Origin of the sequence: Burkholderia sp. IO2, from assembly GCF_029522185.1 — a bacterium.
In the GTDB taxonomy this organism is placed as follows: domain Bacteria; phylum Pseudomonadota; class Gammaproteobacteria; order Burkholderiales; family Burkholderiaceae; genus Burkholderia; species Burkholderia cenocepacia.
In genome coordinates this window covers 52,598-72,360 of the sequence record NZ_JAKWFH010000043.1, presented here as the reverse complement: position 1 = coordinate 72,360, position 19,763 = coordinate 52,598, and the positions used below count along the sequence as shown (strand labels likewise).

Genomic DNA, 19,763 nt, shown 5'->3' with positions numbered 1-19,763 from the left:
CGCGTACTTCGATCGGCTGGGTGTGCCCCGACTCTCATAACCTCAACTTCCCGAACCGCCCGGTGCGGACCCGCATGCCGGGTGGTGTGGCAGGGGTACGGCCTCATGGCCGTCCCCTATGCCGATTCGGCGCATGCCGTTGCGTGCGTGTCGTCCCGTTCAGCCAGCGGCGTGGCCGGGCGGTGCAGCACGCATCGCGTCCACCATCCATCGCAGCGTTTCGTCGAGCGGCGTGACCGGCAATTCGCCGACCGCGCGCCGCAGCTTGTCGCGCGACCCGCTCAGGCTTTTCACTTCGTTGTGTCGCACGAAGCGTGGGTCGATCGTCACGTCGATCACGTAACCGGCGATGCGCGACAGCATCGCCAGCACTTCCTTCAGTGAATACGCGCGCTCCGAGCAGACGTTGAACGTCTCGCCTGCCGGTGCGGCTTCGATGAGCTTCAGATAGGCGGCCGTCACGTCGCGCACGTCGGAGAAATCGCGGCTCACGTCGAGATTGCCGAGCGAGATCCGCGGTGCGTTGCGCGCATAGTGCGCGACGAGCTTCGGCAGCAGATAGGCATCGCTCTGGCCGACGCCCGTGTAGTTGAACGGCCGGGCGATCACGATCGGCAGCCGGTCGGCCCATAGCTTCGCCGCATATTCCATCGCGAGTTTGCTGACCGCGTAGTCGTTCGCCGGCGCAGGCGCGACGGTTTCGTCGAGCACGCCGGCCGTCGAGTTGCCGTAGATGTTCGCGCTGCTGGCCAGCAGCACGGCCGACGGACGGCGGTCGAGGCCGGAGAGGGCAGCCAACAGGTTGCGCGTGCCGACGATGTTGACCGCGTAGGTCTGCGACGGCTCGTCCTGTGCGACATGCGCACGCGCGGCGAGATGCACGACTGCGTCGGGCCGTGCATCGGCCGCAGCCGCGCGCATGGCCTCGGCGTCGAGCAGGTCGACGGGCAGCAGCGTGCACTGCGCGAACGCCGGATCGGCGGGGCGGGGCGTGCCGGGCGCGACCGTGCCCCAGACGTCATAGCCGGCCGCCTGCAGGCGTTCGGCCATGTAGCGACCGGTGAAGCCCGTCAGGCCCGTGACGAATGCACGGCGCGACGGACGCCCGGTTTCAGAACGTGTCATGGTGTTGGTTCCGCGTCAAATCCGCTTCGACCATCATCTGGCAAAGTTGTTCGAGCGTCGTCCTGGGTGCCCAGCCCAGTTTGCTTTTCGCCTTGTCCGCGCAGCCGATCAGCAGGTCGACTTCGGCCGGGCGGTAGAACTTCGGGTTCACTTCGACGAGCACGTTGCCGGTCGATGCGTCGAGGCCGCGCTCCTGCTCGCCCTTGCCGGTCCATTCGATCTGGTAGCCGGCCGCCGCGAACGCCATCCGCACGAAGTCGCGCACGGTTTCGGTGCGATTGGTCGCGAGCACGTAGGTGTCGGGCTCGTCGGCCTGCAGCATGCGCCACATGCCTTCGACGTATTCGAGCGCGAAGCCCCAGTCGCGTTTCGCGTCGAGATTGCCGAGCTCGAGCTTGGTCGCCTTGCCGAGCCGGATCTTCGCAACGGTGTCCGTGATCTTGCGCGTGACGAATTCGCGGCCGCGCAGCGGCGATTCGTGGTTGAACAGGATCCCGCTGCTGCCGAACAGGCCATACGATTCACGGTAGTTCACGGTCATCCAGTGCGCGTACAGCTTCGCGACCCCGTACGGGCTGCGCGGGTAGAACGCGGTGGTTTCCGTTTGCGGAATGGCCTGCACCTTGCCGAACATCTCGGACGTCGACGCCTGGTAGAAGCGCGTCTTCGGGCTCACGACGCGAATCGCCTCGAGCAGGTTCAGCGGGCCGATGCCGGTCACTTCGGCGGTCGTCGCCGGCTGGTCGAACGACACGCCGACGAAGCTCTGCGCGGCCAGGTTGTAGAGTTCGTCCGGCTGCGTGCGTTCGAGCAGGCGCAGGCTCGAGCCTGCGTCGGTGAGGTCGTGCTCGACGAGCGTCAGGTTCGGATGCGTGTCGACGCCCAGTTCGGCGATACGCCAGAAGTTCACCGAGCTGGTGCGGCGATAGGTGCCGGTGACCTCGTAGCCCTTGTCGAGCAGCAGTTTGGTCAGGTACGCACCGTCTTGCCCCGAAATTCCGGTGATGATGGCCTTTTTACGAGTTTGGCTCATGGCGTTGTCCTGGTAGAAGCAATGGATGATGAAATTCAGGCGGTCGTGCCGGCGGCGGCCGGCACCGCGCGGCGCGCGGGCCCGCGCGTCAGGCGCCGTTCGAAGCCGTACCAGCTCAGGGTCGCGTACGCGAGCGTGATCGCCAGCGCGAGCGCGGCCGTGACGAAGCGGTTCAGATGCAGCGGCCACAGCGCGTACAGCACGCTCAGGTGGATCAGGTAGACGGTGTAGCTGACGGTGCCGACGTAGACGAGCATCGGGTTCGTCAGCACACGCTGCACGAGGCCGCGGCCGCGCAGCGCGATCACGACGATCGACGTGCACAGCAGCAGCGAGATGCTGTAGAGCGCCGCATTCGACATCGGCGTGTTCGCGGCGCGAAAGCGCGGGAACGACAGGTGCAGCCAGCCGAGGATCGCGAGCGACACGAGCGCGCCGACGATCGCGAGCGGGTAGAACGGCTCGAGCGCGCGCCGGTCGCGGCGCAGCACGATCGCGAGCAAGGCGCCGGCCGCGAGCAGGTCCATCCGGAACGGCGTCAGGTAGTAGATCGGCCAGAACGAATCGAACCACGGCGTCGCGATCGCGCGCAGCACCGGCGCCGCGACGATCAGCGCGGCGGCGACCCACAGCAGCGCGCGCTCCGAGCACCACAGCACGACGAACGGCCAGAAGATGTAGAACTGCTCCTCGACCGCGAGCGACCACAACACGTTCAGGCTGTCATGGCCGATGCTGCCGAGCGACAGCCCGATATTGGTCGAGAAAAACGCGAACCACGGCCAGTGCGGCAGCCAGCTCGCGCCGAACAGCAGCGTCGACACCACCAGCAGCAGCACGTACGGCGGCAGGATGCGGCGCACGCGGCGCGCATAGAAGTGGCTGAAGTACGACTGCCCGCGCGCCTTGCGATCGAGCAGGATGCCGGTGATCAGCAGGCCGCTCAGCACGAAGAACAGATCGACACCCATCCACAGCGGCGCCTTCAGCGCGTGCTGCAGGAACACGGCGCCCACCGCGATCGCGCGCAGCCCGTCGAGCTGCACGATGCGGCCGTGTTGCGGCGGGGCGAGGTCGGCGGGGCGTGCCAGGGCCGTCATCGCGCGGCTCCTTCACGACCCGCATCCAATGCGTGTACGTATTGCATGCCTTTTAATGGAATATGGAATCGAAATCGATTCTAGGGAAAAGAAATCGGTAAAAAAACGCGCGTCATTTATCTGGCGACAAATATTCAAATGCCGATTATTGCGATCGCGAGATGAAAGGTTGGCGCCCGGGCGGGCCCGATGGGCGGTGCGGGGCGGAATTTTCTACGTGGTGGCGCGGGAAAGGCGGTCGTTATTGCCGTTTCCGCGCGCCATTTACTCGCTGTTCCGGTTCGATATTTCACGCGGAAACATCCCCAAATATTTCCAAATTTCTTGTGATTATTTTTGCTTGTAACCTGCATCGCGACGTTTGAAACCCATTTAGCGACAGCGCGCATCCGCGGCACTCCGTGGCGGCGCCGGTCGCTGTTGCATCAAGTCTGGAGAAGCGCATTGCGACGTCTGATTCTGGTTGGCATGACGGTATGCGCGGCGCTGCTGACGAGCGCCGTGCCGGCCGAAACGGTGTTGCCCGCGACGACGTCGTGGATCGGCAACACGTTCGGCTATGGCGACGGCTCATGGACGCAGATCGACATCCGCGCGATCGCGGTGACGCCCGAGGGCAAGGTGTATACGAATGCGCCGTGGGACGAGAGTGGCGCCGAGGCGAGCGTCTACCAGGACGGGAAGATGCTCGGCTTCGCCGGCGGCACGCACGGCTGGGGCAATCTCGGCGGCAACGCGATTGCGGTGAACAGCAAGTACGCGTATGTCGCGATCGGCGTCGGCAACGAGCGCGGCCACTTGCAGGCGCCCGGCATCTGGCCGGACAAGGGCAAGCAATGGTTCGGCATCTCGCGACGCACGATCGGCGACATGAAGCAGCCCGCGCCGTTTCGCGCGGCGCCGCAGGTCGCGCCGGGCGGCCGCGCCGACGCCGGCCGCGCACGGATGGCCGCCAGCTTCATGATGATGAACGAGGTGCCGGCGCCCGCGCGCTCGGAAGTCGGCGAGGCGAAGGCCGAAGTGGGCGGCCTCGCGGCCGACGACAAGACGCTGTTCGCGACCAATCCGTCGCGCGACGTGGTGGATGTCTATGACGCGGAGACGATGCAGCAGAAGGGCACGTGGAGCGCGCACGAGCCGGGCCGCATCGCGCTCGCGGGCGACGGCACGCTGTGGCTGCTGACCGATACGCTGGGCGGGCCCGCGCATCTCGTGCACGTGCGGGCCGACGGCCGCAAGCTCGACGACGCGCCGGCGCTGCCGGAAGGCACCGACGCGGTGGACGTGGCGGTCGACGCGAAAGGGCGCGTGCTGATCGCGGACAACGGGCCGCGCCAGCAGATCCTGATCTTCTCGAAAGGCGGCAACGGCTATGCGCCGTCCGGCACGCTCGGCGAACGCGGCGGCATCTTCGCGGGCCCGGTGCCGGGTCGGCCGGGGCCGCAGCGTTTCAACGGGCTGACGGGCGTCGGTGTCGACCGCGCCGGCAACATCTACGTGTCGATGAACGGGATCGGGCCGCGCCACGACACGATCGGCGCGGGGCTCGGCGCGGTGCTGGAAAGCTACACGCCGGACGGCAAGCTGCGCTGGCAGGTGCAGGGGCTGCTGTTCGTCGACGGCGCGTGGCTCGATCCCGCACGGCCGAACAGCGTGTACACGGGCAACAAGCGTTTCGAGCTCGACCTGTCGAAGCCGCCGGGCCAGGACTGGAAATACGTCGGCTTCCTGTCGAACCGCTTCAAGTATCCGGACGACCCGGTGTTCCACACGGACCAGTATCCGGGCATGCCGATCGCGCGGCGCGTGGACGGTCGCACGTTCCTGTACCTGACCGACATGTACGCGGATCACCTGAAGATCTACCGCTTCGACGCGAAGCGCGACGGCGAAGTCGCGATTCCGTCCGGCCTGATCGCGGGCCGTGCGCGACCGGTCGACAAGGTGCCGAACAAGCCGCCGGGCGGCGACTGGCTGTGGCGCGACACGAACGGCAACGGCCGGATCGATGCCGACGAGTCCGAGCTCAACACGACGGGCAAGGCGAAGGCCGGCGGCTGGGGCTGGTGGGTCGACACGAAGGGCGACATCTGGCGCACGAGCGACGTGCGCGGCATCCACCGTTTCCAGTACGGCGGCGTCGACAAGGCCGGCAACCCGATCTATTCGTACGACAAGGTGACCACCTACCCGATGCCGCAGCCGTTCACGCAGCTGCGCCGCGCGATCTACGAGCCACAGACCGACACGCTGTACGTGACCGGCTACACCGCCGACGCGCCGCCGCAGCCGGGCATCAACAAGGAAGTCGGGCGCGTGCTGATCCGCTTCGACAAGTGGTCGACGGGCTCGCCAGTCGCGCGCTACCAGGTGGCGCTGCCGTGGAAGCTCGACGCGAAGCCGATCTTCGACCTGATCGGGATCACGGTCGAGGGGCGCTACCTTTTCACGGTGGAGCCGGTCGGCAAGATCCACGTGTACGACAAGGAAACCGGCAAGGAAGTCGGCGTGATGAGCCCGGGCGCCGAGGTCGGCAAGGCGTCCGGCTGGGTCGACGTGCCGTTCGGCATCAGCGCGTTCCGGCGCGAGAACGGCGAGTACCTGGTGTTCGTCGAGGAAGACGCGCGCGGCAAGGTGCTGATGTATCGCTGGAAACCGTGACGGGCGGCGCGCCGTCGTCGACGTCACTCAAGGCTCAAGCATGGACAAAGGCATACTCAAGAACGTTTCGATCAACTTCATCGGGCTGATCCTGCCGACCTTCGTGTCGCTGGTGACGGTGCCCGCGTACATCCACGCGCTCGGCGTCGAACGCTACGGCGTCGTCAGCCTCGTATGGACGCTGATCGGCTATTTCGGGATCCTCGATCTCGGGATGAGCATGGCCGCGCAGAACCACATCTCGAAGGCGCTCGCGAGCGGCGACGCGGACGAAAGCGCGCGCGTGTTCTGGAGCGCGTTCTGGCTGAACCTCGGCACCGGCATCGCGGGCGGGCTGCTGATCTATTTCGGCGCGTTCGTCTACACCGCGTATTTCACGAAGGTGTCGGCCGCGATGCAGCACGAGGTGTATCTCGCGCTGCCGTGGCTCGCGCTCGCGATTCCGCTCGCGAACGTGTCGTGGGTGTTCGCCGGCGCGATCAACGGCGCCGAACGGTTCGGCGTGTTCAACACGAACCAGACGATCGGCACGTTCCTGTTCCAGCTGCTGCCGCTCGCCGCCGCGTGGTGGATCGCGCCGAACCTGCAGACGGTGCTCGCCGCGGCCGTCGTCGCGCGGCTGATCGCGGCGGTGATGCTCGGGCAGGCCAGCATCAAGGTGCTCGGCATCCGCCGCATCGATCCGCCGCAGTGGGGCACCGCGAAAGGGCTGTTCAACTTCGGCGGCTGGATGCTGATCGCGAGCACGACCAGCATGATCGCCGACACGCTCGACCGCGTGATGCTCGGCGCCGGCATGGGCGCGAAATTCGTCACCTACTACACGGTGCCGCAGAACCTCGTCACGCGCCTGAACATGCTGCCGAACGCGCTGGTGCGCACGCTGTTCCCGCGGCTGTCGGCGGTCGGCCGCGATCATGCGGATACGCTCGCGCGCCAGTCGCTCGAGTTCCTGAACGGCGTGTTCACGCCGGTCGGCATCGTCGCGATCTTCGCGCTCGCGCCGTTCCTCACGCTGTGGGTCGGCGCCGATCTCGCCGCGCATTCGGCGCCGGTCGGCCGCGTGCTGGTGATCAGCGTGTGGCTCGTCGGCCAGGCGAGCGTCACGCGCATCCTGATCCAGTCGCAGGTCAACCCGGCCCGCGCGGCATTCGCCGGGCTCGTCGAGATGCCGTTCTTCGTCGGCGGCCTGTGGTTCGGCATTCACCACTTCGGGCTGATCGGCGCGGCGGTGGTCGTCGCGGCGCGCGCGCTCGTCGACTACGGCGTGCTGCTGTACCTGTCGGCGATCCGGATGCGCGCGATCGTGCTCGACATGCTCGCGCATCTCGCGTTCCTGCTGGCGAGCCTGTTCCTGGCGCAGGCGTGGCCGGGGCTCGGCGAGTCGATCGGCATGTGCGTGGTCGTGCTGGTGCTGAACGTCGCGTGGTCGCTCACGATGACGCCGGGGTTGCGCGCGCTCGTGCGCGACCTGTTTGTCCGTCTCAATGCGAGGAAAACCATATGAATCGCGATCTGGCGGAACACGCCGTCCTGAATCTCGCCACGGCCGATGCTGCCGTGGCCCACCCGGGCGACGCCGCCGCGCTGCACCGCGCGGTGTCGGCCGAGCGCGCCGGCGCGCGGCAGCCGGCGCGTGCGCTGCGCGTGGCGATCGTCCACGACTGGCTCGTCACCTATGCGGGCGCCGAGCGCGTGCTCGAACAGATCGTCGCGTGCTTTCCCGACGCGGACCTGTTCAGCCTCGTCGATTTTCTCGACGACCGCGCGTTCGTGCGCGGCAAGCCGGTGACGACGTCCTTCATCCAGAAGCTGCCGTTCGCCCGCACCAAGTACCGTAGCTACCTGCCGCTGATGCCGCTCGCGATCGAGCAGCTCGACGTGTCCGAGTACGACCTCGTGATCTCGAGCAGCCACGCGGTCGCGAAGGGCGTGCTGACCGGGCCGGACCAGGTACACATCAGCTACGTGCATTCGCCGATCCGCTATGCGTGGGACCTGCAGCACCAGTATCTGGAGCAGTCGAACCTCACGCATGGGCCGAAATCGCTGCTCGCGCGAATGATCCTGCACTACATCCGCAACTGGGACACGCGCACCGCGAACGCGGTGGACGGCTTCGTCGCGAATTCCGCGTTCATCGCACGGCGCATCAGGAAGGTCTATCACCGCGACGCGGCGGTGATCTTTCCGCCGGTCGACGTCGACGCGTTCTCGCTGAATGCGGTGAAAGAGGAGTTCTACCTGACCGCGTCGCGGATGGTGCCGTACAAGAAGATCGACCTGATCGTCGAAGCCTTTTCGCGCACGCCCGAGCGCAAGCTGGTCGTGATCGGCGACGGCCCCGAGATGCAGAAGATCCGCGCCAAGGCCGGCCCGAACGTCGAGATCATGGGCTACCAGCCGTTCGCGGTGCTGCACGACCGGATGCGGCGCGCGAAGGCGTTCGTGTTCGCGGCCGAGGAGGATTTCGGCATCTCGGTCGTCGAGGCGCAGGCGTGCGGCACGCCGGTCATCGCGTACGGCAAGGGCGGTGCGCTCGAAACCGTGCTCGACCCGCAATCGAACCTGCACCCGACCGGCCTCTTCTTCGACGAACAGACGCCGCAGGCGATCGTCGCGGCCGTCGACGATTTCGAGCGCGCGCCGCAGCGCTTCACGCCGGACGCGTGCCGCGCGAACGCGGAGCGGTTTTCCGCCGACACGTTCCGGCGGCGCTTCCTCGACTACGTGGAGCAGGCGCTGCCCGGCTCGACCGCGCAGCGCGGCACGGCCGCGCCTCTGCCGGCCGCGCGCGGCCCGGCGACGCTCGTGCTCGACCAGAGCGGCGTGCTCGGCGGCGCCGAGCTGTCGCTGCTCGAGATCATGAAGCACATGCGCGCGAACGCCGACGTGCTGCTGTTCGCCGACGGTCCGTTCCGCGCGGCGCTCGACGAGATCGGCGCGCGCGTCGACGTGGTCGAGCAGGGTGCGCTCGCGGGCGTGCGCAAGCAGGGCGGCGTGTCGTTCGGCGCGGTGAAGCAGCTCGTGCGGCTGGTGCGCGACGTCGCGCGGCGCGCGCGCCGCGCCGAGGTGATCTACGCGAACACCCAACGCGCGATGGTGGTCGCCGCGCTCGCCGGGCGGCTCGCGCGCAAGCCGGTGGTCTGGCACCTGCGCGACATCGTCAGCACCGACCATTTCGGCGGCAAGCAGTTGAAGGCGATCAAGTATTGCGCGCGGCTCGGCGTCACGCGCGTGATCGCGAACTCCGATGCATCCGCGCAAGCGTTCCGCGCGCTGACGGGCTTCACGCCGCAGCACGTCGACGTCGTGTTCAATGGCATTTCGGCCGAACCGTTCGACGCGCTGGAAGGCGTGAGCCAGGCCGCGCTGCGCGCGCGCCTGGGGCTGCCCGCGGACGCCTGGCTGGTCGGCTCGTTCAGCCGTCTCGCGCGCTGGAAGGGGCAGCACGTGCTGCTGGAGGCCGCCGCGCGGCATCCGGACATGCACGTGGTGCTGGTCGGCGCGCCGCTGTTCGGCGAGGACGACTATGCGGCGCAACTGCACGAATACGTCGCGCAGCACGGGATGGACGCGCGCGTGCATTTCCTCGGCTTCCAGCGCGACGTGGCCGCGTGCATGACGGCGGTCGACGTCGTCGCGCACACGTCGATCACGCCGGAGCCGTTCGGGCGCGTGATCGTCGAGGGGATGCTCGCGCGCCGGCCGGTCGTCGCGGCGCGGGCGGGCGGCGTCGTCGAGATCATCGAGGATGGCGACAACGGGCTGCTCTGCGAGCCGGGTAACGCGGCCGCGCTGGCCGATGCGCTGGCGACGCTCAAGCGCGACCGCGCGCTGCGCGAGCGGCTCGTCGCGAGCGGGCGCGCGACCGCGGTGCGCCGGTTCGGGACCGAAACCTACGTGGAGCGGGTCGAGAAGATCCTCGCGGATACGGCGAAGGCCGCCAAGGCCGCGAACGCGAAGAAGTAGCAGCTGGCGCGAGCCGGCGGCAAACGGGCCCCCATGCGGTGTCGTGCTGCGTGGGGGCTTCGCTTTTCAGCGGGCGAGATGTCTGGTGGTGGCGGACGGGCGGGCATGCACGCCGACTCCACATGAGGCGCGAGCATGGCCGATCGTCATCTGAAACCGGGAACGGGCCATCGGCAACGTGAAGCGGGCAGGCGACACCGTTGCAGTCGTGCTGCAGCAACCCCGCAGAGACGGCTTACGCGGGTCGTGGCGCGGTCGGAGAGCGGCAGGCTGCCCGTCCCTTGTCGAAGCGGCCCGCGACCGCGCGCCGGCCGTGAAAAAGCCCCCGCGCGGCGAGACGCCGCGCGAGGGCCGCGAAACCGGACGGGCCGGCCGGCTTGGGTCAGACGGCCTGTTCGGGCGTCGACGCAACGACGCGGGCGGCGCGGGTCGGCTTGAAGCTGGCCGACCACGTCATCGCCGGCCGTTCGAACATCCGGTAGAACAGGTACGCCACCGGGATCGCGACGGCCATGAACGCGAACGACGGCCAGATCGACAGTTGCAGTTCGGAATGGAACAGCACCGAGCCGAGGCAGACGAACAGCGGCAGGTGGACCAGGTACAGCGAGTAGCTGAAGTCGCCGAACCAGCTCAGCACGCGCAGCGGCGGCGTCGGGCGCGGCGGGCGGGCAAGCGCGCGGTACAGGAAGCACGCGAAGCCGGCCGACCACAGCTGGAACGCACCGTACTGGCCGACATGGAACGCGCCGCAGCCGGCGGCCAGCAGCACGGCGGCCGCGACGTACCACGCGCGCGACGGCACGACGGCCATGCCGCGCGATTGCTGCGCGCGCACGTCGGCGATCCATGCGCCGATCGTCCAGGACAGCCAGTACGACGTGAAGAACTGCAGGTCGTGCCGTTCGAGCAGCCACGCCGACGCGACGTTGACGAGCGCGACTGCGGCCACGACGGCCGGCATCCCGATGCGCCGGCGCAGCGCGAACAGCAGCGGGTAGACCGCGTAGAACTGCACTTCGAGCGACAGCGTCCACAGCGCGCCGTTCGACCCGTACGTGTAGCCGGCGACGCCCTGCAGCGAGAACAGGTTCACCAGGAACGCGACCAGGCCGACGTCGCGGATCTTGTGGCTGACGGGCTCGATCTGCAGGCTGACCGCGTCGAGCGCGAGCGTGAACAGCAGCGCGGCGAGCAGCACCGGGTAGATGCGCGCGAAGCGGCGCACCCAGAAGTTCGGCGCGTCGAGCCGGTATGCGGGGTTGGCCGCGAGCTTGAGCGCCGCGTTGCGGTGGATGCAGTAGCCGCTGATCACGAAGAAGATCGGCACGCCGGCGGAGCCCCACGCGAACGGGAAGGTCAGGTAGCCGGCGATCACGCCCGGGCTCAGTGCATGACCGTAAGCATGATGGAAGCTCTGCATGCCGACCCAGACGACCTGGCGGCAGTGGAAATAGGCGACGAGCAGCGCCGCGAAGCCGCGCATCGCGTCGATCACGTGTTCCTTGTGGTCGGCGACGGGCGGCGCGGCCAGAGACGATCCGCTGAAAGCTTGCATGCGATTCGATTCCTTGCGACGGATGGACGGGAAGTTTCATCCAATCGTAATGCGCAAGAATTCGGTCAATGAATAAAAAAATCTCGCCCGGAAATATCGGTATTCCACATCACGGAGTTATCGCGACCTGAAAGCGGCTCGTCGAGGGGTGCGAATTATTTGCCGATTTTTTTCTGATAGTTTGAAGCTCCAGTTGATTGATGCAAGGAGCGGCAAGATGGACATGCATTGGATCGCGAGCGCTGCAGTACTGTTGGTCATGGCCGTGCTGTCGGCGTACCGCGAGGCGCTGAAGAACGAACCGATCCGCCCGGGCCTCGAGCGGGGCGGCGTGCCCTATATCGAGGAATTCGAATCGTAAGCATTTGTATCCGGAAAATCGGTAATTTGTTTCTGCCTCGGCAATCGGTCCGGCAATATCGACCGAATTGAAACGATTATATTTTTTCGGAATCATTGGGCAATCAGTTCATATCGAAAATGAGCGGAGTGGAATTGGCCGTACCGTCGATTCTCGATATGCCGTTCGGAACACAATCGCGCCGGGTCGCAGGTCGACGCGGCGCAGTCAACGCAATCAGGATGCGAACATGTTGAAAGTCACCAAGGCCGTGTTCCCCGTTGCCGGTCTCGGCACGCGGTTCCTCCCGGCAACGAAGGCGAGCCCGAAGGAAATGCTGCCCGTCGTCGACAAGCCGCTGATTCAGTACGCGGTCGAGGAAGCGATCAACGCCGGTATCACCGAGATGATCTTCGTCACCGGGCGCAGCAAGCGCGCGATCGAGGATCATTTCGACAAGTCGTACGAGATCGAGGCCGAGCTCGAGGCGCGCGGCAAGGAAAAGCTGCTCGAACTCGTGCGCGGCATCAAGCCGAGCCACGTCAACTGCTTCTACGTGCGCCAGCCGGAAGCGCTCGGCCTCGGCCACGCGGTGCTGTGCGCGGAGAAGCTCGTGCACGGCGAGCCGTTCGCGGTGATCCTCGCCGACGACCTGCTGCACGGCGAACAGCCGGTGCTCAAGCAGCTCGTCGACGTGTTCGACCACTATCACAGCTCGGTGATCGGGGTCGAGACGATCCCGCGCGAGGACAGCCGCTCGTACGGCGTCGTCGAAGGCCGGGAGTGGGAAGAGGACATCATCAAGCTGTCGGGCATCATCGAGAAGCCGGCGCCGGAGGATGCGCCGTCGAACCTCGGCGTGGTCGGCCGCTACGTATTCATGCCGACGATCTTCGATCATCTGCGCAAGCTCAAGCCGGGCGCGGGCGGCGAATTGCAGCTCACCGACGCCGTCCAGTCGCTGCTCGCGAACGAGCAGGTGCTCGCGTATCGCTACTACGGCACGCGCTTCGACTGCGGCAGCAAGCTCGGTTATCTCAAGGCCACCGTCGAGCTCGCGCTCCAGCATCCGGAAGTGAGCCGCGAATTCGAGGCGTACCTGCGTACCTGCTTGCCCGCGCTGGCTGCCGTCGCTTAAAGCGGCCGCGCGCTCCGTCGTTTCAGGTGGTGGTTGTTCCGTTGGCCCCGGCCGCTCGCGCGCCGGGGCTTTTTTGTTTGCGCGGGCGCGAGCGCAGGGTGCGCGACGTCGGCACGCGGTGCCGGGCAGGTGTGCGGGGTGCAGGCGCGCGACGCATGCCGGTGAGGCGGGACGTCGCGCGTGAAAGCGGTGCCGAAGCATGCGTCGCGTGACCGGATCGGTGGAGGGATTGCGCGGCATGCACGTCACTCGCGTGGGTGTCGCGCGATGACGCGGTGTCGGCCGACATGCCGCCGGTCGCCGGGCGTCACCGGTATCGACGCATTCCCGTCCGGCTTTCGCCGCGCGCCGCGTCCACGCGACGCTCAGCGCGGCGACGCGCTCGGCTGCGTGGCGAAGTGCCGGGCCAGCAGCGCGGCGATCGGCTTCTTGAAGTCGAGCAAGCGCTTTTCGAGATAACGCCAGGACAGGTGCGCGAGCAGCACGGCGAGCGCGAATTGCAGCAGTTCCGGCGCCGCGTCGCGGACGATGTCCGGCAGCGGCACGTGCGCGAAGGACGCGGGCAGCACGCCGAAGCGCGCCGGAATCAGGTTGTGGAACAGGTAGAAGCCGTAGCTGATCGTGCCGAGATAGGCAAGCGGCGCCCAGTCGAGCAGCGCGACGACGGGATGCTCGGGTGCGCTGACGATCCACAGCATCAGCGCGCCGAGCGACACGGACAGGCCGAGATCCGCGAGCCCCGCGACCGCATCGGGCAAGGTCGTGCAGGCGGGCAGCGCGAGGAAGAATGCGACGCCGGCCGCGCCGAGCCAGCCGGGCGGTACGCGGCGCGCGGCGGCCGCGCCGCGATCGGCGAGCGCCATCGCGCCGACGCCGCCGAGCGCGATCAACGCGAAATTCCACGGGGAAAACGCGTAGATCAGCACCGGCGACGCGTCCGACAGGTAGAGCGCGAGATGCGCGAGCGCACACAGCGCGACGGCCGCGACGCCGAGCGCGACGTGTCGCGCGGCGGGCACCGCGAGCAGCGCGAGCGGTGCGATCAGATAGAACTGCTGTTCAACGGCGAGGCTCCAGAAATGCGACGTGGAGCCCGGCCAGCCGTCCTTGACGACGCCGATCCAGTAATTCGACAGGAACACCGCGTGCCAGGCGAGCCCGAGATTGACGCCGCGCTGGTAGAACAGCGCGTGCGCGATCGCGAGCGCGGCGAGCAGCAGGTAATACACGGGAAAGATCCGCAGCGCGCGCTTCGCGAGAAACAGCGCGAGCGCGTGGCGGCGCGTCATGGTGCCGCATTCGACCGCCTGACGGTTGCGATGCAACTCGCCGACGATCAGGAATCCGCTGATGAGGAAAAACGTCCACACGCCGAGCTTGCCGACGTCGACGGCAAGGACATGGCCCTTGTGGGACAGGAAAACGAGGATGACGGCGAGGGCTCGCAGGCCGTCGAGTCCTTTGACGTATCTGACTTCGCGCATGGAGGCATCCGGGCATTGAGCGCGCCCAGTATAGGTGCGCAAATATCGAACGTAATTCGCGTTCGGCTTGTTTGAGCCCATACGTACACGCGTTTTTTCATGCTCGAGTGTCGATGAAGTCGGTCGCGCGCAACAAAACCTGCGGGAAACCCCGCGAAAACGCATAAAAGTACTGCACGAAGCGTCAAGGCGCTTGTAGAATCCGGCGTTGAAGCGCGCGCGTTGCACGCTTCGTGTATCCAACGACCACACCTGGTAGGAGAAACATGGCGACTTCCGCAAAAAAGGTGGCCAAGAAGGCTGCCGCACCGGCGACCAAGAAAGTGGCTGCCAAAAAGGCTGCGCCCGCGAAGAAAGTAGTGGCCAAGAAGGCTGTCGCAAAGGCAGCACCGGCTGCTCCGACGCCGCTGAAGGACAAGTTCACGAAGGCATCGCTCGCAACGCATATCGCTGAGCGCGCGGCTGTCGAAGTGAAGGCGGTCAAGGCAGTGCTCGCCGCACTCGAGAACGTCGTGCTGGGCTCGGTTCACAAGAAGGGCGCAGGCGAGTTCACGCTGCCGGGTCTGCTGAAGATCACGGCACAAGTCGTGCCGGCGAAGAAGAAGCGCTTCGGCAAGGATCCGTTCACGGGCGAAGAGCGTTGGTTCCCGGCGAAGCCGGCCAGCGTGCGCGTGAAGGCACGTGCGCTGAAGAAGCTGAAGGACGCGGCAGCGTAATGCCGCGCAACGACTGCCGAATGCATGTCGGCAGCCGTTGCAGTGTCCCGAGATCCCCGTACGCGAAAGCGTGCGGGGATTTTTATTGCGTCGCGCAAAGCGCGCGGCGGCGAACGGATCGCCCGGCGATGCCGGGTTTGGCCGACGCACGATGTGCGGCGGATCGCAAGTCGCGCATCCGCATCCGCATCGCCGAGCCGCGAGTTTCATTCGCGCGCCGCGTTGTTGCCGCGCGTTCCGTCGCGAGCGCATCGCGAGATTTGTCATCGTGACGGACGACACCCCGCACGACATCGCCGCACAGGTCGCCGCCGCACGTGTCGTGATCGAACGGCATCTCGGCGCGACGCTGGAAGCGATCCACCTGTTCGGATCGGCGCTCGACGGCGGCCTGAAACCGCGCAGCGACATCGATTTGCTGGTGACGGTGGCGGTGCGCCCGGACGAAGCGGCGCGACGCGCGCTGATGTCGGACCTGCTCGGTGCTTCTGCGCCGCCCGGTTGCAGCGGCGGCATGCGTGCGCTGGAGGTCACGGTCGTCGCGCACGGCGACGTGGTGCCGTGGCGTCATCCGGCGCGACGCGAGCTGCAGTTCGGCGAATGGCTGCGCAGCGACCTCGACGCCGGCATCGTCGAGCCGCCGCTCGTCGATCACGATCTGGCCATCCTGCTGACGAAGGCGCGCGAGCACAGCATCGCGCTGGTCGGCCCGCCCGCGGACGTGCTGTTCGAGCCGGTGCCCGCGCGCGACTTCGTCGCCGCGCTGCTCGCTACCGCGGCGCAGTGGCACGCGGAACCCGACTGGCGCGACGACGCGTGCAACATCGTGCTCGCGCTCGCGCGCATCTGGTATAGCGCCGCGACCGGCAAAATCGCGCCGAAGGACGTCGCCGCGGCGTGGGTGCTGGCGCGCCTGCCGGACGCGCACCGGCCGGTTCTGGCGGCTGCGCGTGCGGCCTATCTCGATGGTGACGCAGGCGCGGCGATCCTGTCGGGCGAACCGCTGGCGGAATTCATCGGCTACGCGCGGCGGGCGATCGAGTCGATGCTGTCGGCGTAGCAGTTCGCGCCGACGATGCACGCTACCGGTTTGCCGGCCGGCTGCGGATAGCGAACGCTCGCGAGCCGGCGGCATGCGCGCACCGTCGAGCCGAGCGCGTGCACGCGACCCGGCGCGGCGTCACGCATGCGCGGCCCGGTGCGCCGGGTCAGCCCGCGGTGCCCGCAAAGGCGGCCTTCAGCGCGGCGTCGTCGAACTTGGTCATCTGCATCATCGCCGCGGCCACGCGGCCCGCCTTGACCGTGTCGCGGTCGGCCATCATCGGAATGAGCGCTTCCGGAACGATCTGCCACGACACGCCATAACGATCCCGCAGCCAGCCGCAGCCGTCGGCCGTGCCGCCGTTGTCGAGCAGCGCGCTCCAGTAGCGATCGAGTTCGGCCTGGTCCGCGCAGCTGACGAGCAGCGAGATCGCGTGGTTGAACGTCTCCGTGCGCGGGTGGCTCATCGCGAAGAACGGCTGCCCGAACAGCTCGAATTCGACCATCCGCGTGCCGTCGGTGCCGGGCACCGCCGTGACGCGCACGATCCGCGAATCCGGAAAGATGCCGGCATAGAAGGCCGCTGCTTCTTCGGCTTCCGTCGAATACCAGAGAAAAGGCGTGATCTTCTGAATCGTCATGACGAATCTCCTGTCTGTATGGGTCCGGGGCAAACCACGTGCCGCCATCGATACGACGGACGACGCCCGCCGAAATCGACACGCGGCGCGAACCAATCCCGCATCGGTCGGGCCGGGCGGTGCCGGCAGTGCGGATGTTAGTCGTCCTTGGCGGAAACGGCGAGCTCTCCGGGCCGTGGAAACCGGGTTGCGCGGGCATGGCAGCGGCCAGGCGCCGCTGCCGGCCGGCCGACCTATGTCGGGCCCGGCTGTCGCGCGGAGGCCGTGCAGACGCTGCCGGCCCGCGAGCCGGAGGCGGACGAAAAAAAGCCAGCCGCGGCCGAAACCGGGGCTGGCTTTCCAGGTCGGCGACAAGGCGTCGGAGACGCCATGCACACCGGATACTTCGTTTTTAGAACTTGTGACGCAGGCCGAGTGCGACGATTTCCTGCGAGCTCTTGCCGGCGATGCCGTACGAGCCGACCGACGCTTGCGCATCGCTGCCGTCGGCGTTGTGGCCGCTTGCGTGCTGATACGCGCCAACCAGGTAGATGTCCGTACGCTTCGACAGCGAGTAGTCCGCGCCGAGCGAAACCTGATGGTACTTGGCGTCGGTCTGGCCGCTACCCTTCGTGTAGATGTAGCCCACGCCCAGCAGCAGCGGTGCCGATGCCTGGTACGTGACGAATGCGCGACCCGTGTTGTACTTCTGGTTCGCGCCGAAGCCCGAGTTCGCATCAGCCTTGTACTGCGCGTTGCTGTAGCCGAGGCCGAACGTGACCGGGCCGAATGCGTACTGGCCAGCGACTTGCGCGATACCGATCGACGATGCCGACGTGTATGCGTTGTTGATGAAGCTACCCGAGCCGTCGAAGATCGCGTCCGACGTGCCGGCCCAGCCGGTGCGCTGGCCAGCGGCGTTCAGCGGCGCCGAGTTGTTGGCGTGGAAGTAACCCGCAGCCAGGCCGAGCGGGCCGTTGTTGTAGGCTGCAGCTGCCGCCCACGTCTGACCCTTGCCGGTTGCGCCGGCGACGCCGCCGAGTGCGTACATCGCTTCGAACTGCAGACCTGCCCAGACCGGCGACGTGTACTTGATCGCGTTGCTGACGCGCAGGCTGTTGTCGTTGTTGTCGACGTCGCCCGGCGTGGCGAACACGCTGCCGAAGTAGTTGTCAGCCGTCACGCCCTGAACCAGGTCGACGAGCGGGTCGTATTGGCGACCCAGCGTCAGCGTACCGTACTGGTCGCTTTGCAGGCCGACGAAAGCCTGGCGGCCGAACATGCGCTGGCCTTGGCCCAGTGCGCCCGATGCCGAGTTGAAGCCGTTTTCCAACTGGAAGATCGCCTTCAGGCCGCCACCGAGGTCTTCTGCACCCTTCAGGCCGAAGCGGCTGCCTTGCAGGTTGCCGCTACCCATCGACCACGAATTGTTACCTTGACCATCGTTACCGTGGACATAGGTGATCGACGTGTCGATCACACCGTACAGCGTCACGCTCGACTGAGCCTGAGCAGCGCCGGCGGCGCCCAGCAGGGCGAGCGAGAGGGTCGAGAGAGCAAGTTTCTTCATCGTTGAGTTTCTCCACGCAAGTGATTCATCGTTATTTGTTGCGGATTGGAGAATAGCTCAGTGCCATACACGCAAGAAAGCTTAAAAAATAAAGTGTCTCGAAAAGGTAACAGCAGGAAAAAATCCATATATATCAAGCACATCAGACACTGTTCCTGTTTATGAAATAGTTGACAATTGCTGCGGTGCGATTGTTTCAATCGCTGATGCGCATGGCGGCAGACCCCCTGTTTCGGCCCGTTGCAGCAAGGAAATGAGGGTGTGCAAACGTTTGCGGTTGCAGGTGCATGCACGCCGACGTGTCAGGCAAGCGTCGACGCCGCGCGAATGCGCGGCGAACCACGGGGTTGCAAGCGAGCGGGAGGGTGTGCCGGGTACGGGCGGGATCGATGCGCGGCCGTCTTCGGCGGGCTGAATCAGTCGTCGCGCGGGCGATTCGCGGCGGGATCGGGCCGAGCGGCTCGAGTCGCTTGAGCGGCCGCGGCCGGCGCCGGATTCGCGGTCGGCCGATGCGCGTCGCCGCGGGCGGCCGCGAATTCCGCGCCGAGCAGCAGCACGATCGCGGAGAAGTACAGCCACATCAGCAGGACCGCGAACGACCCGGCCGCGCCGAACGCGCTCGCGGTGCCCGCATGCGCGAGATACAGCGCGAACAGCTTCTTGCCGCCGGAAAACAGGATCGCGGACACGATGCCGCCGATCGCGGCGTCGCGCCACGCGACGCGCGCGTCGGGCAGGAACTTCATCAACGACGCGAACGCGGCCGCGAGCACCGCGATGCCGACGAAGAACTGCACGACGTTCGTGACGACCACGTACGGCGAATTGCCCAGCAGCCAGGTGCCGATGAAGGTGATCGCGGTGTCGAGCACGAGCGACACGATCAGCAGGAACGCGACGCCGAGCACGAGCCCGAACGAGATCAGCCGCACGCGCACCAGCCCGAGCATGCTCGACCAGCGGCTTTCGGTGGCCGGCCAGATCACGCTGAGCGCCGCGCTGAGCGACGCGAACGTGGCCGACGCGCCGATCGCGAGCGCGGCGAACGAGATCAGCGTGGCGATGCCGCCGCGTTCGCCCGCGCGGTGCGCGTTCTGCACGATCGTCTGGATGCTGGCCGCCGCGTCGTCGCCGATTAGCTGATGCGCCTGCTCGAACACCTGGCCGCGCGCGGCGTCGTCGCCGTAGAACCAGCCGGCCACCGCGATCACCATCACGAGGGTCGGCGCGAGCGAGAACGCGGAGAAAAACGCGATGCCCGCGGCCATCGCGGAGCAGCGGTCGGACGAGAAGCGCTTGAACGCGGTGAGGGCCCAGTTGGCCTGCTGCTGGGCGAGACGGGTGGCTTCTGAAGTGATCTGTCGTTTCATGACGGTTCGGTTGCGCGCGGAACGCGGATCATCGC

General features: G+C 66.9%; 15 protein-coding genes. 7 read left to right on the top strand and 8 right to left on the bottom strand.

The features are described from left to right. Positions 1-159 precede the first annotated feature (159 nt). Genes MMB92_RS25100 through MMB92_RS25090 form a run of 3 tightly spaced genes read right to left on the bottom strand, consistent with a single transcriptional unit; the run spans position 160 to position 3,258 of the window. Positions 160-1,125, bottom strand: a complete 966-nt coding sequence (locus MMB92_RS25100) for an NAD-dependent epimerase/dehydratase family protein (protein ID WP_006491265.1) — start codon at positions 1,123-1,125, stop codon at positions 160-162. Next, a complete protein-coding gene (gene gmd, locus MMB92_RS25095) occupies positions 1,112-2,158 on the bottom strand; it encodes a GDP-mannose 4,6-dehydratase (RefSeq protein ID WP_006495942.1) in 1,047 nt (348 codons plus the stop codon). Before gmd ends, MMB92_RS25100 begins: the two co-directional genes overlap by 14 nt. A gap of 35 nt (positions 2,159-2,193) precedes the next feature. Beyond that, positions 2,194-3,258, bottom strand: coding sequence for an acyltransferase (locus MMB92_RS25090; protein ID WP_006495941.1), 1,065 nt, complete (start codon positions 3,256-3,258; stop codon positions 2,194-2,196). A gap of 468 nt (positions 3,259-3,726) precedes the next feature. Between MMB92_RS25090 and MMB92_RS25085 the strand changes: the two genes are divergently transcribed. The 3 genes from MMB92_RS25085 to MMB92_RS25075 are packed head-to-tail and all read left to right on the top strand — an operon-like array spanning position 3,727 to position 9,891. Next, the gene (locus MMB92_RS25085; RefSeq protein WP_058902911.1) at positions 3,727-5,919 is read left to right on the top strand and encodes a hypothetical protein; all 2,193 of its coding nucleotides are present in this window, start codon (positions 3,727-3,729) and stop codon (positions 5,917-5,919) included. A gap of 40 nt (positions 5,920-5,959) precedes the next feature. Continuing rightward, positions 5,960-7,426, top strand: coding sequence for a flippase (locus MMB92_RS25080; protein WP_080331151.1), 1,467 nt, complete (start codon positions 5,960-5,962; stop codon positions 7,424-7,426). Next, the gene (locus MMB92_RS25075; protein ID WP_012493216.1) at positions 7,423-9,891 is read left to right on the top strand and encodes a glycosyltransferase family 4 protein; all 2,469 of its coding nucleotides are present in this window, start codon (positions 7,423-7,425) and stop codon (positions 9,889-9,891) included. The genes MMB92_RS25080 and MMB92_RS25075 overlap by 4 nt, the downstream gene beginning before the upstream one ends. A 382-nt stretch (positions 9,892-10,273) precedes the next feature. On the opposite strand, the gene MMB92_RS25070 is transcribed toward MMB92_RS25075, so the two are convergent. Beyond that, the gene (locus MMB92_RS25070) at positions 10,274-11,449 is read right to left on the bottom strand and encodes an acyltransferase (protein WP_006495937.1); all 1,176 of its coding nucleotides are present in this window, start codon (positions 11,447-11,449) and stop codon (positions 10,274-10,276) included. A gap of 217 nt (positions 11,450-11,666) precedes the next feature. On the opposite strand from MMB92_RS25070, the gene MMB92_RS25065 reads away from it, so the two are divergent. After that, a complete protein-coding gene (locus MMB92_RS25065; protein ID WP_006479318.1) occupies positions 11,667-11,810 on the top strand; it encodes a hypothetical protein in 144 nt (47 codons plus the stop codon). A gap of 229 nt (positions 11,811-12,039) precedes the next feature. After that, entirely contained in the window at positions 12,040-12,927 is an 888-nt protein-coding gene (gene galU / locus MMB92_RS25060; RefSeq protein ID WP_006482949.1) for a UTP--glucose-1-phosphate uridylyltransferase GalU, read from the top strand. A gap of 365 nt (positions 12,928-13,292) precedes the next feature. Here galU and MMB92_RS25055 read toward each other — a convergent pair whose 3' ends face one another. Continuing rightward, positions 13,293-14,411: an acyltransferase gene (locus tag MMB92_RS25055; RefSeq protein ID WP_125332084.1), complete on the bottom strand. Its 1,119-nt coding sequence runs from the start codon at positions 14,409-14,411 to the stop codon at positions 13,293-13,295. A 266-nt stretch (positions 14,412-14,677) separates the two neighbouring features. Between MMB92_RS25055 and MMB92_RS25050 the strand changes: the two genes are divergently transcribed. Continuing rightward, positions 14,678-15,127, top strand: a complete 450-nt coding sequence (locus MMB92_RS25050) for an HU family DNA-binding protein (RefSeq protein ID WP_006492882.1) — start codon at positions 14,678-14,680, stop codon at positions 15,125-15,127. Positions 15,128-15,395: 268 nt separating this feature from the next. Further along, the gene (locus MMB92_RS25045; RefSeq protein ID WP_125332082.1) at positions 15,396-16,187 is read left to right on the top strand and encodes an AadA family aminoglycoside 3''-O-nucleotidyltransferase; all 792 of its coding nucleotides are present in this window, start codon (positions 15,396-15,398) and stop codon (positions 16,185-16,187) included. Between the two features lie 148 nt (positions 16,188-16,335). Here the strand turns inward: MMB92_RS25045 and MMB92_RS25040 are convergent, their stop codons facing one another. From MMB92_RS25040 to MMB92_RS25030, 3 genes are all read right to left on the bottom strand, one after another. Next, positions 16,336-16,809 carry a VOC family protein gene (locus MMB92_RS25040; RefSeq protein WP_006488901.1) on the bottom strand — a complete coding sequence of 158 codons (474 nt, stop codon included), beginning with the start codon at positions 16,807-16,809 and terminating at the stop codon, positions 16,336-16,338. Between the two features lie 391 nt (positions 16,810-17,200). Beyond that, complete coding sequence (locus MMB92_RS25035) at positions 17,201-18,358, bottom strand: porin (RefSeq protein ID WP_060268261.1); 1,158 nt, start codon at positions 18,356-18,358, stop codon at positions 17,201-17,203. Positions 18,359-18,774: 416 nt separating this feature from the next. Continuing rightward, positions 18,775-19,728, bottom strand: coding sequence for a YihY/virulence factor BrkB family protein (locus MMB92_RS25030; RefSeq protein WP_058902914.1), 954 nt, complete (start codon positions 19,726-19,728; stop codon positions 18,775-18,777). Positions 19,729-19,763 lie beyond the last annotated feature (35 nt).